This window comes from Sodalis sp. C49 (assembly GCF_046352915.1).
Taxonomy (GTDB): Bacteria; Pseudomonadota; Gammaproteobacteria; order Enterobacterales; family Enterobacteriaceae; genus Acerihabitans.
The window spans coordinates 3937558-3952311 of record NZ_CP163303.1; the positions used below are offsets into that span (position 1 = coordinate 3937558).

The following is a 14754-nucleotide window of genomic DNA, read 5'->3' on the forward strand; positions in this document are numbered from 1 at the left end:
ATCAGAACATATTACGAGAGGACTTGAATGATTAAAGATATGCAAGCTTTAGCCCTGATTCCCCAAGGCAGTCTGGAAGCCTATATCCGGGCAGCCAACGCCTATCCTATGCTTACAGCGGAGGAAGAGCGGTCATTGGCTGAACAGCTGCATTATCAGGGCGACCTGGAGGCGGCCAAGCGGCTAATCCTGTCACACCTGCGCTTTGTCGTTCATATTGCGCGTAATTATTCCGGCTACGGCCTGCCGCAGGCCGACCTGATCCAGGAAGGCAACATCGGGCTGATGAAGGCGGTCCGCCGCTTTAACCCCGAAGTCGGGGTGCGCCTGGTTTCCTTTGCCGTCCATTGGATCAAGGCCGAAATCCACGAATATGTATTGCGCAATTGGCGCATCGTGAAGGTGGCCACCACCAAGGCGCAGCGCAAGCTGTTCTTCAACCTGCGCAAGAGCAAGCAGCGCCTGGGGTGGTTTAACCAGGACGAAGTGGAGATGGTGGCCAAAACCCTGGGCGTGACCAGCAAGGACGTGCGGGAAATGGAATCGCGCATGGCGGCGCAGGATATGACCTTCGATCCAACGCCGGATGAAGAAGCCCGTGACGGGCAAGCGATGTCCCCCATGCTGTACCTGCAGGACAAGTCCTCCGACTTTGCCGACGGTATCGAGGAGGATAACTGGGACGATCATGCGGCGGATAAGCTCAGCGTGGCGCTGGAAGGGTTGGATGAACGCAGCCAGCACATCATCCGCGCGCGCTGGCTTGACGATGACAACAAATCCACGCTGCAGGAGCTGGCGGATAAATATGGCGTCTCGGCGGAACGCGTGCGCCAGCTGGAAAAAAACGCCATGAAAAAGATGCGTCTGGCGATAGAATCCTGACGGGTTTTTCAATCAAATCATAATTCCAAACGGCCGGTATATATACCGGCCGTTCTCATTTTCAACTCCCGCCCGCTCATCAATAAGTGCCGTATTAAATATTTATTTAGTTAAATAACTCTGCAATAAATTATGAATGTAATGGAATATTTTTTTGTACTTAATGATGAATATTATTTTTACTAAAAATAGGCAGGGAATAACAATTTTCTGATTGATGTAGTCATCGTTATTTTATTATTGAACAAGTCTGCCTTTATCATCCCTATTGAAGTCGATAAACTTAACGGGTAAAGTTATACATAATCCGCTTATAATATTCTGCTATAGAGAAATAAAATAGTAACAGGAGATAATATGGAAAAGGTTAATGGGAATATTCCCACTGACAATGGAGTGATCGCATTTACGCCCCCACCTGCCGACAGCATGGTCGCACATAATACGATACTGGCCGGAAGACTACGCAACGCCGGAAACGCGCCCGGTTGCACAGCCCTGAATCAGTGTCATCACCCCATGGGCCATTATCCAATGCCAACGGCCATCTATCTCCCCGTTTATCCCGTCTATATGGGATGTTATACGCCCTGGGCTATGCCGGTGCATAACCAAATAAACCTGTCTGTTTGCACTTTGCCTGAAATAGCCGCTTATCCGCAAGAGAGCCGGCAGCAAGCCGTTGGCAAAGACAGGCTCCCGGTTTTTCCCGGCCGGTTCCAAGGTACCTATCGCGGCCCGCTACGCAGCAAGAAAGATATCGCTAAGCCGCCTATGCCTGTTGACTCAGCTATTGATACCGGCTCATTAAATGAAAGTAAGAAATTCATATTAAAGTGAGCGGGATAATATAAATAGCCATAGTGGTATGTGATCATGCTGCCGCTTTACCCGCCCTAATGCATTCCCGGAAGCCGGCTGGAATCAACGGCGTTTGTGCCAGCCGTCCGGCTCCTGGCAAAAACCGCAGGCATCCATAAACTGCGCCATCACCGCCAGGTCTTCGAAGTATTGGTTATTGCCTAGCCACCAATGATTGATTTCCGGCAGCAGCCGCTGCACTTCCGTCATAAGATAGAGCCCTACGCCGCGGCGGCGGGTTACCGCGCGCACCTGCGGCGCCACCAGGCGGCCTTCGTTCCATTCGTTATCAATGATCACCTGCACCGCGCCTAATAACCTGTCGTTAAAACGGGCGGCGAACACCGCGTGCGAGCCGGAAAGGCGGGCGTTGAGCAACGCGATATCGGTATTTGGCCAAATTTTCGCCAAATCAATCATATCCTGCGGGGTAAAACGGGATAACTGCTCAATAGTCAATTTCATACGTGTAATCACTTAAGACATAAAAAAATAATGTAGCGAATTTGTTGACAAAAGATTGTCTAAATCTTGCGATGATTAAAATAGCAATAAGTGATGCCCATCACAATAATTCCGGGTAAACGATCTCCCTGAATAGCCTAACCTAGCACGACCCGCTAGAAGATGATGAAAATACCGATAATAATATCATTATTTTGTGCTGTCCATGCAGGTTATTTCTGAAAGTATAAGTTGATTTACAGCATAATATTTCTGTTTAATAATATGAAAAATAAAGCTTATTAGAGAATCTTCGCAATCTGTAGGCTAAAGCATTATTACATATAATAAAAATACCAAATAGCGGTGAAAAACCGGCCAAAAAACAGGCAGCAAACACAACAAAACGGAGAACAGTGGATGAAATTCAACAAAGGCAACGCTTTGCTGGCCGGCTGTATGGCCATGGCAATGAGCCATTCCGTCTGGGCACAAGATATCAAGGTCGCCGTGGTCGGCGCAATGTCCGGTCCGGTTGCCCAATATGGCGACATGGAATTTACCGGGGCGCGCCAGGCCATTGCCGATATTAACGCCAAGGGCGGGGTAAAGGGCAACAAACTGGTGGGCGTCGAATATGATGACGCCTGCGATCCAAAGCAGGCGGTGGCGGTGGCCAATAAAGTCATCAACGATGGCATAAAGTATGTCATCGGCCATCTTTGCTCCTCCTCCACCCAGCCGGCGTCCGATATCTATGAAGACGAGGGCGTCATCATGATCACCCCGGCGGCCACCAATGCCGACCTGACCACGCGCGGCTATAAGATGATTATGCGTACCACCGGCCTGGACTCCGATCAGGGGCCGACCGCCGCGAAATACATCCTTGACGCGGTCAAACCTAAACGCATCGCCGTGGTTCACGACAAACAGCAGTACGGCGAGGGTCTGGCGCGTTCGGTACAGGACAGCCTGAAGAAAAATGGCGGCAATGTGGTGCTGTTCGAAGGGATCACCGCCGGTGATAAGGATTTCTCAACCCTGGTGGCGCGCCTGAAGAAAGAGAACGTTGATTTCGTTTATTTCGGCGGGTATTACCCGGAAATGGGGCAAATCCTGCGCCAGGCTAAACAGGCCGGACTGACCACCAAATTCATGGGGCCGGAAGGGGTAGGCAATTCCTCGTTATCCAACATCGCCGGCGCCGCCTCCGAAGGCATGCTGGTGACCCTGCCGAAGCGTTATGATCAGGTACCGTCCAACCAGCCGATAGTCGCCGCGCTGAAGGCGAAAAAGCTCGATCCCACCGGCCCGTTCGTCTGGACTACCTATGCGGCGGTACAGTCCCTGGCGGCCGGTATGGAAAGCGCCGGCATGGAACCGGCCGATATCGTCAAGGACCTGAAAGCCAGGACCGTGGAAACCGTTATGGGTCCATTGAGCTGGGATGAGAAGGGCGATCTGAAAGGATTTGAGTTCGGCGTATTTACATGGCACGCAGACGGTACTTCCACACCGATTAAATAATCTGCCGTTCCTCCCTGGTTAAAAAAATATCGCCGCTCCCGTTGGCCTCGCGTCACCGGGAGCGGCTTCGAAGGTTAAGGTATGTCCGAGCAGTTCCTTTATTTTATGCAGCAGTTGTTCAACGGCCTGACGTTGGGCAGCACCTATGCATTGATTGCCATTGGCTACACCATGGTTTACGGCATTATCGGCATGATTAACTTCGCCCACGGCGAAGTCTATATGATCGGCAGTTATGTCTCCTTTATTGTTATTGCCGCGCTGATGATGATGGGCATCGACGCCGGCTGGCTGCTGATCGGCGCCGGGTTTATCGCCGCCATCGTGATTTCCAGCGCCTACGGCTGGAGCATAGAACGGGTGGCCTATAAGCCGGTACGCTCCTCCAAGCGCCTGATTGCCCTGATTTCAGCCATCGGCATGTCTATTTTCCTGCAAAACTACGTTAGCCTGACGCAGGGTTCGCGGGATCTGGCGCTGCCGAGCCTGGCCAGCGGCCAATGGGTGCTGGGCGAAAGCAATGGTTTTGTCACCAGCATCAGCACCATGCAATTTACCATCTGGGCGGTGACCTTTGTCGCCATGCTGGCCCTGACGTTGTTTATTCGTTATTCACGCATGGGCCGCGCCTGTCGCGCCTGCGCGGAAGATTTGAAAATGGCCAGCCTGCTCGGCATCAGCACCGACCGGGTTATTTCACTGACCTTTGTGATTGGCGCGGCGATGGCGGCGGTGGCCGGCGTGCTGCTGGGCCAGTTTTATGGCGTCATCAACCCCTATATCGGCTTCATGGCCGGCATGAAGGCGTTTACCGCCGCGGTGTTGGGCGGTATCGGCAGCATTCCCGGCGCGATGCTGGGCGGGTTGATCCTGGGGGTAGCAGAGGCGCTGACCTCGGCCTACCTGAGCAGCGAATATAAAGACGTGGTCTCGTTTGCGTTGCTTATCGTGGTGTTGCTGGTGCTGCCCACCGGCATCCTGGGCCGTCCGGAGGTTGAGAAGGTATGAAGATCAACCATTTATTAAACGCGCTGTTCTGCGCGTTTATGCTGCTGGTGCTGGCCGCCTTTATGATGGGTATGCGCCTGAGCCTGGACGGTACCCACCTGGTGGTGCATAACGCCGGTGCGGTACGCTGGTATTGGATCGGTGCCGGCTGCGCGGTGGTGTTCGTGTTCCAGCTATTGCGGCCGGTTTTCCAGCATAGCCTGAAAAAAATCAGCGGGCCGTCCTGGGTATTGCCGAGCTTTGACGGCTCCACGCCGCGCCAGAAATGGCTCGCGCTGGTGATGATCCTGGCCGCCATCGCCTGGCCGTTCCTGGTATCGCGCGGCACGGTGGATATCGCCACCCTGACGCTTATCTATGTGATGCTGGGCCTGGGGTTGAACGTGGTGGTGGGATTATCCGGCCTGCTGGTACTGGGCTACGGCGGATTCTATGCCATCGGCGCCTATACCTACGCGTTGCTGAATCATTACTGCGGCCTGGGTTTTTGGGAAAGCCTGCCCCTGGCGGGGCTGGTCGCCGCCGGTTTTGGCCTGTTGCTGGGTTTTCCTGTGCTGCGCCTGCGCGGCGATTATCTGGCCATCGTTACCCTGGGATTTGGCGAGATCGTCCGTATCCTGCTGCTTAACAATACCGAGATAACCGGCGGGCCGAACGGGATCAGCCAGATCCCGAAACCCACCTTTTTTGGCCTGGAGTTTAACCGCAGCCCTCGCGACGGCGGTTGGGACACCTTCCATAACTTTTTTGGCCTGACCTACGACCCCAGCGACCGGATTATCTTTTTATATATGGTGGCGCTGCTGTTGGTGATTTTAACCTTGTTTGTGATAAACCGTCTGCTGCGCATGCCGCTGGGCCGGGCCTGGGAGGCGCTGCGCGAGGATGAAATCGCCTGTCGTTCGCTGGGCCTGAGCCCGACCCGTATCAAACTGACCGCCTTTACCATCAGCGCGGCGTTCGCCGGTTTTGCCGGGACGCTGTTTGCCGCGCGCCAGGGTTTTGTCAGCCCGGAGTCGTTTACCTTCGTCGAATCCGCCTTTGTGCTGGCCATTGTGGTGTTGGGCGGTATGGGGTCGCAGTTCGCGGTGATCCTGGCGGCCATCCTGCTGGTGGTGTCCCGCGAGCTGATGCGTGACCTGAACCAGTACAGCATGCTGCTGCTGGGCGCGTTGATGGTGCTGATGATGATCTGGCGACCGCAGGGCCTGTTGCCGATGAAACGTCCGCAGATGAAAATGAAGACCGGTAAAGGAGCGCAGGCATGACGTCCACGGCATTGCAGCCCCTGTTATCCGTTAAGGCGTTGACCATGCGTTTTGGCGGTCTGCTGGCGGTTAACCAGGTTGAACTGGAATTATTCCCCGGCGAAATCGTGTCGCTGATCGGCCCCAACGGCGCCGGTAAAACGACGGTGTTTAACTGCCTGACCGGGTTTTATCGTCCCACCGGCGGCACTATCATGCTGCGCGATCAGCATCTGGAAGGGCTTCCGGGCCAAACCATCGCCCGTATGGGGGTGGTGCGTACCTTCCAGCATGTGCGCTTATTCCGGGAAATGACGGTAATCGAAAACCTGCTGGTGGCGCAGCATCAGCATCTTAAAAGCGGCGTATTTGCCGGCTTGCTGAAAACCCGCGCCTTCCGCCAGGCGGAAGCCGAGGCGCAGGATTATGCCGGCGCCTGGCTTGACCGCGTGGGTTTACTGGAGTTGGCTAACCGTCAGGCGGGTAACCTGGCGTATGGCCAGCAGCGCCGGCTGGAGATTGCCCGGTGCATGGTGACGCGCCCGTCGCTGCTGATGCTTGATGAACCGGCCGCCGGCCTGAACCCGAACGAGACCGCCGAGCTGAACCTGCTGATTGCCGAACTGCGGTCACAGCATAATGTATCGGTGTTATTGATTGAGCATGATATGAAGTTGGTGATGGGTATTTCCGATCGCATTTATGTGGTTAACCAGGGCATGCCGTTGGCAAAGGGTACGCCCGCCGAGATTCGCAGTAACCCGGACGTGATTCGGGCCTATTTGGGAGAGGCCTGATGACTCAGGATACCGCTATGCTGTCATTGCACCGGGTGTCGGCGCATTACGGTAAAATCCAGGCGTTGCATGAGGTGAGCCTGCATATTAATCCGGGCGAGATCGTGACGCTTATCGGCGCCAACGGCGCCGGCAAAACCACGTTGTTGGGTACGCTGTGTGGTGATCCGCGCGCCTCCAAGGGCCGGATTATGTTTGAGGGCGGCGATATTACCGATTGGCCGACGGCGCGGATCATGCGTGCCTCGATTGCCATCGTGCCGGAAGGGCGGCGGGTGTTTTCGCGGATGACGGTGGAAGAGAACCTGGCGATGGGGGGGTTCTTTGCCGACCGTCCGCAGTATCAGCAGCGGATTAAGCGGGTGTTCGAGCTTTTCCCGCGTTTGTATGAGCGTCGTGTGCAGCGCGCGGGCACCATGTCCGGGGGCGAGCAGCAGATGCTGGCCATTGGGCGGGCGTTGATGAGCCAGCCGCGATTGCTGCTGCTGGATGAGCCTTCGCTGGGACTGGCGCCGATTATTATCCAGCAGATATTCGATACCATCGAGCAGTTGCGTCAGGAGGGGATGACCATTTTCCTGGTGGAGCAGAATGCGAACCAGGCGCTGAAACTGGCTGACCGCGGCTATGTGTTGGAAAACGGCCATGTGGTGCTGGAGGATAGCGGCGAGGCGTTGCTGGCGAACGAGGCGGTGCGCAGCGCTTATCTGGGCGGGTGAGGTTATGTTGCCGCGGCGAGGGTTTGGCTGATGCTTGCGGGGAGGTTTATGTTGCCGCGGCGAGGGTTTGGCCTGATGCTTGCGGGGAGATTTATGTTACCGCGGTGAGGGTTTGGCTGACGCTTGCGGGGAGGTTTATGTTGCCGCGGCGAGGGTTTGGCTGATGCTTGCGGGTGAGGTTTATGTTGCCGCGGCGAGGGCTTGGCTGATGCTTGCGGGGAGGTTTATGTTGCCGCGGCTGGGGTTTCGCTGACACTTGCGGGTGAGGTTTATGTTACCGCGGCGAGGGCTTCGCTTGCCATGCGTTCGGCTATTTTATGTCGTGCCGGGTGCCGGCAAGCGACAAGGAGGCCGTACCGCGACGGCCTCCTTGACCTCCGCGCGTCCGGCAGATCGTGCGCCGCTGCGCGGTGCCCGGCATCACCCATCCCGGCTTGTGGACCGCCCGGCATGCGCTCCCGGCGCAGCCCGGGCTTTCGCCGCTCCCGGCGGCTCATCCAGCCGTGACGTGCGCCGCCGGCGCACTCTATGCCGGCACCACGTCAACACCATCGCCTGCCAGCAAAACAGCGTTTTGGGGTCCTTAGCGGTATGCGCTTACCGGGAAAGGTCTCAGTATTCGTTTTGCGCTAATGTTTACAGGCTGATGGCTAATGGCTGAAAGCGTAATGCTTAATGTTAAAACTCAAAACTCAAAACTCAAAACTCAAAATTGAATGATGAATGTCATATGTCATAACTGCATAACTACATAACTGCATAACTGCATAACTGCATAACTGCATAACTGCATAACTGCATAACTGCATAACTGCATAACTGCATAACTGCATGACTGCATGACTGCATGACTGCATGACTGCATGACTGCATGACTGCATGACTGATAAGTCTCTTTCGGTATGCCTGCTTTTCGCTATGTCAGCGGCATTCCAGACCCGTTGCATTCTGTAATGGTTAACCGTATCCCGGCGCCAGACCTTATCCCAAGCATCAGCGCCGCTGTTGTTTCATAATATGCGGTGCGAACAGCGACATGGGGACCGGCATAAAGCGCGCTGACGGCGCCTGTGACCCCGGCATGAGCCGCCGGGAGCGGCGAAAGGCCCGGTAGCGCCGGGAGCGCATACCGGGCCGGTGCATCACGGGGGCACGGGCGGCGGAAGGCATCGCGCAGCGACGCGCGACCTGCCGGGCGCGCGGAGGTCAAGGAGGCCGTCGCGGTACGGCCTCTTTGTCGCTTGCCGGCACCCGGCATTCCATATAACCGCCGAACGCACGGCAAGCGAAACCTTCTCCGAAACGACATAAACCTCCCCGCCTCCCGCCTCCCGCCGTCAGTCGCCAGCAGCCAGCAGATTCATTGTGATGCTTGCCGGCCCGCCTGTAAGCTCAAAGCGCAGCGGGCCTGCCGTGCCGTGGTGCGCTCCGGTGAACTGAGACTGCCCCTTCGCCCCCATCGGCAGGCTTTCCCGCTGGGAATTAAGGGCGTTAAGCCGACTCGCCGGTTAATTCTGACACCGTCAGGCCCGCCTGGCGACGCGCTGGGCGAAGAATTCGCCGCGCGCTGTCACCCCGCTGTCATAAGGGTGTTATTTTTCTGTCATTTCAGCATGTCATGTTACAGGCCGATGAACTTTTCCGGCATTCAGGAGCATGGCATGTTGAAGCACTCAATTCGTATCGCCGCCTTAAGCGTGGCGTTGACGCTGGCCGTGAGCACCAGCGCCCAGGCAGTGACCGAAATTCCTTTCTGGCATTCAATGGATAGCGTGCTGGGCACCGAGGTGGATTCCCTGGCCGCGCGCTTTAACCAGACGCATCCTGAATATCATGTCGTGCCGGTGTACAAGGGGAATTACGAGCAGGGTCTGACGGCGGGCATCGCGGCATTCCGTACCGGCACCGCGCCGGCGATTTTGCAGGTGTATGAAGTCGGCACCGCCACCATGATGGCCAGCAAGGCCTATAAGCCGGTGTACCAGGTGTTTGAACAGGCCGGCATCAAGAATGATGAGTCGGCGTTTGTGCCCACCGTTTCCGGCTACTACAGCGACAGTAAGACCGGGCATCTGCTGTCCCAACCCTTCAACAGCTCGACCCCGGTATTGTATTACAACAAGGACGCCTTTAAAAAAGCCGGACTGGATCCGGAACATGCCCCGCAAACCTGGCAGGAACTGGCCGCGGCGGCCGCTAAACTGCGCGCCAGCGGTATGGCATGCGGTTATGCCAGCGGCTGGCAGGGTTGGATCCAAATCGAGAACTTCAGCGCCTGGCATGGCCTGCCGGTGGCGACCAAGGATAACGGCTTTGCCGGCAACGACGCGGAGCTGATTTTTAATAAGCCCGAGCAGGTGAAGCATATCCAATTGCTGTCGGACATGAACAAGAAAGGGGATTTCAGCTATTTCGGTCGTAAGGACGAGTCCACCGAGAAGTTTTACAACGGCTCATGCGGCATGACCACCGCCTCGTCAGGCTCCCTGGCCGCGATTCGCCAGTATGCCAAGTTTAATTACGGCGTGGGTATGATGCCGTATGACGCCGACGTGAAGAACGCGCCGCAAAACGCTATTATCGGCGGCGCCAGCCTGTGGGTGATGAGCGGTAAGGATGACGCGACCTATAAAGGGGTGGCGGAGTTCCTGCAGTTCCTTGCCCAGTCTGATATCGCCGCCGAGTGGCATCAGAAAACCGGTTACCTGCCCATCACCACCGCCGCGTATGAGCTGACCCGATCCCAGGGTTTTTATGACAAAAACCCCGGCGCCGATATCGCCACCCGCCAGATGCTGAATAAACCGCCGTTGCCGTTCACCAAAGGCATGCGGTTGGGCAATATGCAGCAAATCCGCACCGTGGTGGACGAAGAGCTGGAACGCGTCTGGACCGGCAAGGCCACGCCTCAGGAGGCCCTGGACAGCGCGGTTAAACGCGGCAACCAGTTGCTGCGCCGGTTTGAACAATCGCTGAAGTAAACCTCAGTTGGCGACCCGCCGCGCCGTGCGGCGGGTACATTTTTGCATTGCGGGTTGGGTTGTTTATGGCTATCGCGCCCCATCGCGGATTCAAACAACGCTGGCTGGCCTATCTTCTGGTGCTGCCGCAGTTGGTGATTACCGCGATTTTTTTTCTTTGGCCGGCGGGGACCGCGCTGTGGTATTCGGTGCAGCGGGTGGACCCGTTCGGAATAGAGAATACCTTTGTCGGCCTGGATAATTTTGTCCAACTGACACAGGATGAATATTATCTGGATTCCCTGGTCACGACGCTTATCTTCAGCGGCCTGGTGACCGGCATCGGCCTGCTGGTGGCGCTGTTGCTGGCGGCGCTGGTGGATTATGTGCTGCGCGGCAAACGTATTTACCAGACGCTGCTGCTATTGCCCTACGCGGTGGCGCCGGCGGTGGCTGCGGTATTATGGATGTTCCTGTTCAGCCCCGGGCTGGGGCTTATCGCCTATCTGCTCAATAATCTGGGGTATCACTGGAATCATGCGCAAAACAGCGGGCAGGCGATGTTCCTGGTGGTGCTGATCTCCATCTGGCAGCAGGTAAGCTATAACTTTTTGTTTTTCCTCGCCGCGCTGCAATCCATTCCGCGTTCACTGGTGGAGGCCGCGGCCATCGACGGCGCCGGCCCGGTACGGCGATTTATCGATTTATCGCTGCCGCTTATCACGCCGGTGAGCTTTTTCCTGCTGGTCATCAACCTGGTGTACGCTTTTTTCGATACCTTTCCGGTCATCGACGCGGCAACCGCCGGCGGGCCGGTGCAGGCCACCACTACCCTGATTTACAAAATCTACCGCGAGGGTTTTGCCGGCCTGGATCTCTCCAGTTCCGCCGCGCAGTCGGTGGTGCTGATGATGGTGGTGATTGTGCTGACGGTCATCCAGTTTCGTTTTGTCGAGCGTAAGGTGCGATATCAATGATAGAACATCGCCGCGGACTGGATATCTTCAGCCATTTAATACTGATACTAAGCGTTGCCGTTATTCTGCTGCCGTTATATATCGCGCTGGTGGCGGCCACCATGGACAACCGCCAGGTGTTCCAGGTGCCGTTGAGCCTGGTGCCGGGCAGCCATCTGTGGGAAAACATCCGCCATGTCTGGCAAGAGGGCGTGGGCAGCCAGGCGGTGCCGTTCAGCCGGCTGCTGTTCAATAGCTTGGTCATGGCGCTGGGAATCACCCTGGGCAAGATCAGCGTGTCGATGTTATCCGCCTACGCCATCGTTTATTTTCGCTTTCCATTGCGCAACCTGTTTTTCTGGCTGATCTTCATGACGCTGATGCTGCCGGTGGAAGTGCGTATTTTTCCCACCGTCGATGTGATAGCCAATCTGCATTTGCTTGATAGCTATACCGGCCTGACGTTGCCGTTGATGGCCTCCGCCACCGCAACATTCCTGTTCCGCCAGTTCTTTATGACCATTCCCCATGAACTGCTGGAGGCGGCGCGCATCGACGGCGCCGGGCCGCTGCGGTTTTTGTGGGATATCCTGCTGCCGCTGTCGAAAACCAATCTGGCGGCGCTGTTTGTGATCATCTTTATCTACGGCTGGAACCAGTATCTGTGGCCGATCCTGATTATCAACAACAGCGCGATGGGCACCGCGGTGGCGGGCATCCGCAGCATGATCGCCAGCGGCGACAGCGCCACGCAATGGAATTATGTGATGGCGGCGATGCTGCTGACCATGATCCCGCCCCTGGCAATCGTATTGCTGATGCAGCGCTGGTTTGTGCGCGGCCTGGTTGATAGCGAGAAATAAAACATTATGGCGAGTTTGATTTTACAAGCGGTCGAAAAGACCTATGACGGCAAGACGTCGGTGATAGCGCCCTTAAACCTGGACGTGGCCGACGGGGAGTTTATCGTACTGGTCGGGCCTTCCGGCTGCGGCAAATCGACCCTGCTGCGCATGGTCGCGGGGCTGGAGAGCGTCAGCAGCGGCGATATTTATATCGATGGCGAACGGGTGACGGAGCGTGAACCCAAGGATCGCGGCATTGCCATGGTGTTTCAGAATTATGCGCTCTACCCCCATATGAGCGTCTATGACAATATGGCCTACGGCCTGAAAATTCGCGGTTTCGGCAAACAGCATATCCAACGGCTGGTGGAGCGCGTGGCGCAGATATTGGAACTTGGGGAACTGCTGAAACGCAAGCCGCGCGAACTGTCCGGCGGGCAGCGCCAGCGCGTGGCGATGGGGCGAGCGCTGGTGCGGGAGCCGGCGGTATTCCTGTTTGATGAGCCGTTATCCAATCTTGACGCCAAATTACGCACCCAGATGCGGCTGGAATTGCAAATACTGCATCGGCGGCTGAGGACCACCAGTCTGTATGTGACCCACGATCAGGTAGAGGCCATGACGCTGGCGGAGCGGGTGATCGTAATGAACAAGGGGCGGGTGGAGCAAATCGGCACCCCGACGGAGATTTATCGCCGCCCGGCATCGCTGTTTGTCGCCGGTTTTATGGGGTCTCCCGCCATGAATTTGCTGCCGGGACGCATAAGCGAGGATGGCGGCAGCTTCCAGGTCAGCGGCGGCCCGTCGCTGCCCTTGCCCGCCGTCGGCGCGCAATGGCGCGGGCGCGAGTTGACCGCGGGTATCCGTCCGGAGCATATTGAACAGTCAGGGCGCGCAACTGACGGCCCGGCGCTGGAAATTATTTCACTTGAGCAACTGGGTGCGGATAACCTGGTCCATGGGCGCTGGGGTGGGCGTTCCATGGTGATACGACTGCCGCATGATGAGCAGCCCGCCATTGGGACGATACTTTATTTACGGTGTCCTGCCCATGCATGGCACTTTTTTGATCCCTTAAGCGGATCCCGGGTGGACTTATGACAAAAAACTGGCCTTATCCGACCATCGTCGCGCATCGCGGCGGCGGCTCGCTGGCACCTGAAAACACCCTGGCGGCCATTGATACCGGCGCACGCTATGGCCATAAAATGATTGAGCTGGATGCGAAGCTTTCAGCCGACGGACAGATTTTTTTATTGCATGACGATACGCTGGATCGTACCAGCAACGGCCATGGCATCGCCGGCCACTTTGCCTGGGACGATCTGGCGCTGCTGGATGCCGGGGCCTGGTTCAACGATAAGTTCCGCGGCGAACCCTTGCCGCTGCTGGCGGACGTTGCCGCCCGCTGCGAGCGGCATGGCCTGGCGGTGAATATCGAAATCAAACCCACCACCGGCACCGATATCGGCACCGGTCGCGCCGTGGCGCAGGCGGCGGTTCAGCTGTGGCAAGAGTGCGACGTGCCGCCGCTGTTGTCCTCGTTTTCCGTCGACGCGCTGGCGGCCGCTTTGCAGGTTGCTCCCCAACTGCCGCGCGGGTTGTTGCTGCACTTTTGGGATGATAATTGGCCGCGGCTCGCCCAGGAACTCCAGTGCAGCGCGCTGCACCTGAATCATGAAGTGCTGACTGAAGAGCGGGTGGCGAAAATCACCGATGCCGGCCTGCATATCCTGGCTTATACCGTGAATAGCCCTTATAGAGCGCGCGCCCTGCTGAGCTGGGGGGTTGATACCCTGTGTACTGACCGGATTGATTTGATCGGGCCCAATTTTGCCAATAGCTAGGCCAATAGCTAGGCCAATAGCTAGCGCCACCTTTTAGCTATGCGGGCGCGCTGACGCCTGGCATGCTGACATCCTATATCCTGCGAACCACCAGGCCGCCACCGGTAGGGTCCGCGGCATAAACCCGCACCAACCCGGGCTCCTCGCCTGACGACAGGCACCGCGAATTTCGCGCCGGGTTGACCCCTGGCTCAGGGATTTTGCTGCGGCTGTTTTAGCGGCGTGTTCTGCTGCGCCCGCTGACGATCGTTGTTAAGCTGCGATTGCAGCTGGCTGCGCTGCTGTTGCTGCTGGGCTTGCTGCTGTTGTTGCAAGCGGAGCTGCTGCTGCTGCGCGCTGGATTGCATCTGCTGTTTCAACTGTTGCTGGGCCGGGCTTTGCGCAAACGGATCGTTGCGCTGCGCGGGCGTGAGGGGTTTAACCGCCGCCGTAACCGCAAACGACGCCAGCATGACCGGCAGCAATAGCCAAAAATAGGTTTTCATGAGTGGCTCCGTGATGATGACTTTATCATTTTAACCGTTAAACGCGCCAAACGCAGGGTGAAGCGTGCGTATTTGCGTGCGGCGTCCCAGGTAAATATTGAAACTGCCGTTAAATTGGTTAATAAGTAAATAAATAAAACCATCAGGAAGAAAACCTTATGCCTATTCTT

General features: G+C 56.7%; 14 protein-coding genes. 12 read left to right on the top strand and 2 right to left on the bottom strand.

The genetic code is table 11. The features are described from left to right. The first annotated feature begins 27 nt into the window (after nucleotides 1-27). Entirely contained in the window at nucleotides 28-885 is an 858-nt protein-coding gene (rpoH, locus tag ABUK12_RS17660; RefSeq protein WP_410013073.1) for an RNA polymerase sigma factor RpoH, read from the top strand. 357 nt (nucleotides 886-1242) lie between these two features. Further along, nucleotides 1243-1725, top strand: coding sequence for a hypothetical protein (locus ABUK12_RS17665; RefSeq protein WP_410013074.1), 483 nt, complete (start codon nucleotides 1243-1245; stop codon nucleotides 1723-1725). A gap of 84 nt (nucleotides 1726-1809) precedes the next feature. Here ABUK12_RS17665 and panM read toward each other — a convergent pair whose 3' ends face one another. Further along, nucleotides 1810-2211 carry an aspartate 1-decarboxylase autocleavage activator PanM gene (gene panM, locus ABUK12_RS17670; protein ID WP_410013075.1) on the bottom strand — a complete coding sequence of 134 codons (402 nt, stop codon included), beginning with the start codon at nucleotides 2209-2211 and terminating at the stop codon, nucleotides 1810-1812. A 399-nt stretch (nucleotides 2212-2610) separates the two neighbouring features. Here panM and ABUK12_RS17675 point away from each other — a divergent pair, with 399 nt between their 5' ends. The 10 genes from ABUK12_RS17675 to ugpQ all read left to right on the top strand — a co-directional run bounded on the left by ABUK12_RS17675 (nucleotide 2611) and on the right by ugpQ (nucleotide 14099). After that, nucleotides 2611-3720 carry a branched-chain amino acid ABC transporter substrate-binding protein gene (locus tag ABUK12_RS17675; protein ID WP_410013076.1) on the top strand — a complete coding sequence of 370 codons (1110 nt, stop codon included), beginning with the start codon at nucleotides 2611-2613 and terminating at the stop codon, nucleotides 3718-3720. An 81-nt stretch (nucleotides 3721-3801) separates the two neighbouring features. After that, nucleotides 3802-4728: a high-affinity branched-chain amino acid ABC transporter permease LivH gene (livH, locus tag ABUK12_RS17680; protein ID WP_331120756.1), complete on the top strand. Its 927-nt coding sequence runs from the start codon at nucleotides 3802-3804 to the stop codon at nucleotides 4726-4728. Further along, nucleotides 4725-5996, top strand: a complete 1272-nt coding sequence (locus ABUK12_RS17685; protein WP_410013077.1) for a high-affinity branched-chain amino acid ABC transporter permease LivM — start codon at nucleotides 4725-4727, stop codon at nucleotides 5994-5996. The genes livH and ABUK12_RS17685 overlap by 4 nt, the downstream gene beginning before the upstream one ends. Then, nucleotides 5993-6772 carry a high-affinity branched-chain amino acid ABC transporter ATP-binding protein LivG gene (gene livG / locus ABUK12_RS17690; RefSeq protein WP_410013078.1) on the top strand — a complete coding sequence of 260 codons (780 nt, stop codon included), beginning with the start codon at nucleotides 5993-5995 and terminating at the stop codon, nucleotides 6770-6772. The genes ABUK12_RS17685 and livG overlap by 4 nt, the downstream gene beginning before the upstream one ends. Further along, entirely contained in the window at nucleotides 6772-7491 is a 720-nt protein-coding gene (gene livF / locus ABUK12_RS17695; RefSeq protein WP_410013079.1) for a high-affinity branched-chain amino acid ABC transporter ATP-binding protein LivF, read from the top strand. The genes livG and livF overlap by 1 nt, the downstream gene beginning before the upstream one ends. A 1661-nt stretch (nucleotides 7492-9152) precedes the next feature. After that, nucleotides 9153-10472, top strand: a complete 1320-nt coding sequence (gene ugpB, locus ABUK12_RS17700; RefSeq protein WP_410013080.1) for a sn-glycerol-3-phosphate ABC transporter substrate-binding protein UgpB — start codon at nucleotides 9153-9155, stop codon at nucleotides 10470-10472. 65 nt (nucleotides 10473-10537) lie between these two features. After that, nucleotides 10538-11428 (top strand): sn-glycerol-3-phosphate ABC transporter permease UgpA, encoded by an 891-nt coding sequence (gene ugpA, locus ABUK12_RS17705; protein ID WP_410013081.1) that lies wholly within the window; start codon nucleotides 10538-10540, stop codon nucleotides 11426-11428. Beyond that, entirely contained in the window at nucleotides 11425-12270 is an 846-nt protein-coding gene (gene ugpE / locus ABUK12_RS17710; RefSeq protein WP_410013082.1) for a sn-glycerol-3-phosphate ABC transporter permease UgpE, read from the top strand. Before ugpA ends, ugpE begins: the two co-directional genes overlap by 4 nt. 6 nt (nucleotides 12271-12276) lie before the next feature. Next, the gene (locus ABUK12_RS17715; RefSeq protein WP_410013083.1) at nucleotides 12277-13353 is read left to right on the top strand and encodes a sn-glycerol-3-phosphate import ATP-binding protein UgpC; all 1077 of its coding nucleotides are present in this window, start codon (nucleotides 12277-12279) and stop codon (nucleotides 13351-13353) included. Further along, entirely contained in the window at nucleotides 13350-14099 is a 750-nt protein-coding gene (gene ugpQ, locus ABUK12_RS17720; RefSeq protein WP_410013084.1) for a glycerophosphodiester phosphodiesterase, read from the top strand. The genes ABUK12_RS17715 and ugpQ overlap by 4 nt, the downstream gene beginning before the upstream one ends. A gap of 191 nt (nucleotides 14100-14290) precedes the next feature. Here ugpQ and ABUK12_RS17725 read toward each other — a convergent pair whose 3' ends face one another. Further along, complete coding sequence (locus ABUK12_RS17725) at nucleotides 14291-14584, bottom strand: DUF2756 domain-containing protein (protein WP_410013085.1); 294 nt, start codon at nucleotides 14582-14584, stop codon at nucleotides 14291-14293. Nucleotides 14585-14754 lie beyond the last annotated feature (170 nt).

Excerpts from the sequence above, each read along its gene's own strand:
- rpoH (WP_410013073.1), top strand. The coding sequence starts at position 28 with ATGATTAAAGATATGCAAGCTTTAGCCCTGATTCCCCAAGGCAGTCTG.
- ABUK12_RS17665 (WP_410013074.1), top strand. The coding sequence starts at position 1,243 with ATGGAAAAGGTTAATGGGAATATTCCCACTGACAATGGAGTGATCGCA.
- panM (WP_410013075.1), bottom strand. The coding sequence starts at position 2,211 with ATGAAATTGACTATTGAGCAGTTATCCCGTTTTACCCCGCAGGATATG.
- ABUK12_RS17675 (WP_410013076.1), top strand. The coding sequence starts at position 2,611 with ATGAAATTCAACAAAGGCAACGCTTTGCTGGCCGGCTGTATGGCCATG.
- livH (WP_331120756.1), top strand. The coding sequence starts at position 3,802 with ATGTCCGAGCAGTTCCTTTATTTTATGCAGCAGTTGTTCAACGGCCTG.
- ABUK12_RS17685 (WP_410013077.1), top strand. The coding sequence starts at position 4,725 with ATGAAGATCAACCATTTATTAAACGCGCTGTTCTGCGCGTTTATGCTG.
- livG (WP_410013078.1), top strand. The coding sequence starts at position 5,993 with ATGACGTCCACGGCATTGCAGCCCCTGTTATCCGTTAAGGCGTTGACC.
- livF (WP_410013079.1), top strand. The coding sequence starts at position 6,772 with ATGACTCAGGATACCGCTATGCTGTCATTGCACCGGGTGTCGGCGCAT.
- ugpB (WP_410013080.1), top strand. The coding sequence starts at position 9,153 with ATGTTGAAGCACTCAATTCGTATCGCCGCCTTAAGCGTGGCGTTGACG.
- ugpA (WP_410013081.1), top strand. The coding sequence starts at position 10,538 with ATGGCTATCGCGCCCCATCGCGGATTCAAACAACGCTGGCTGGCCTAT.
- ugpE (WP_410013082.1), top strand. The coding sequence starts at position 11,425 with ATGATAGAACATCGCCGCGGACTGGATATCTTCAGCCATTTAATACTG.
- ABUK12_RS17715 (WP_410013083.1), top strand. The coding sequence starts at position 12,277 with ATGGCGAGTTTGATTTTACAAGCGGTCGAAAAGACCTATGACGGCAAG.
- ugpQ (WP_410013084.1), top strand. The coding sequence starts at position 13,350 with ATGACAAAAAACTGGCCTTATCCGACCATCGTCGCGCATCGCGGCGGC.
- ABUK12_RS17725 (WP_410013085.1), bottom strand. The coding sequence starts at position 14,584 with ATGAAAACCTATTTTTGGCTATTGCTGCCGGTCATGCTGGCGTCGTTT.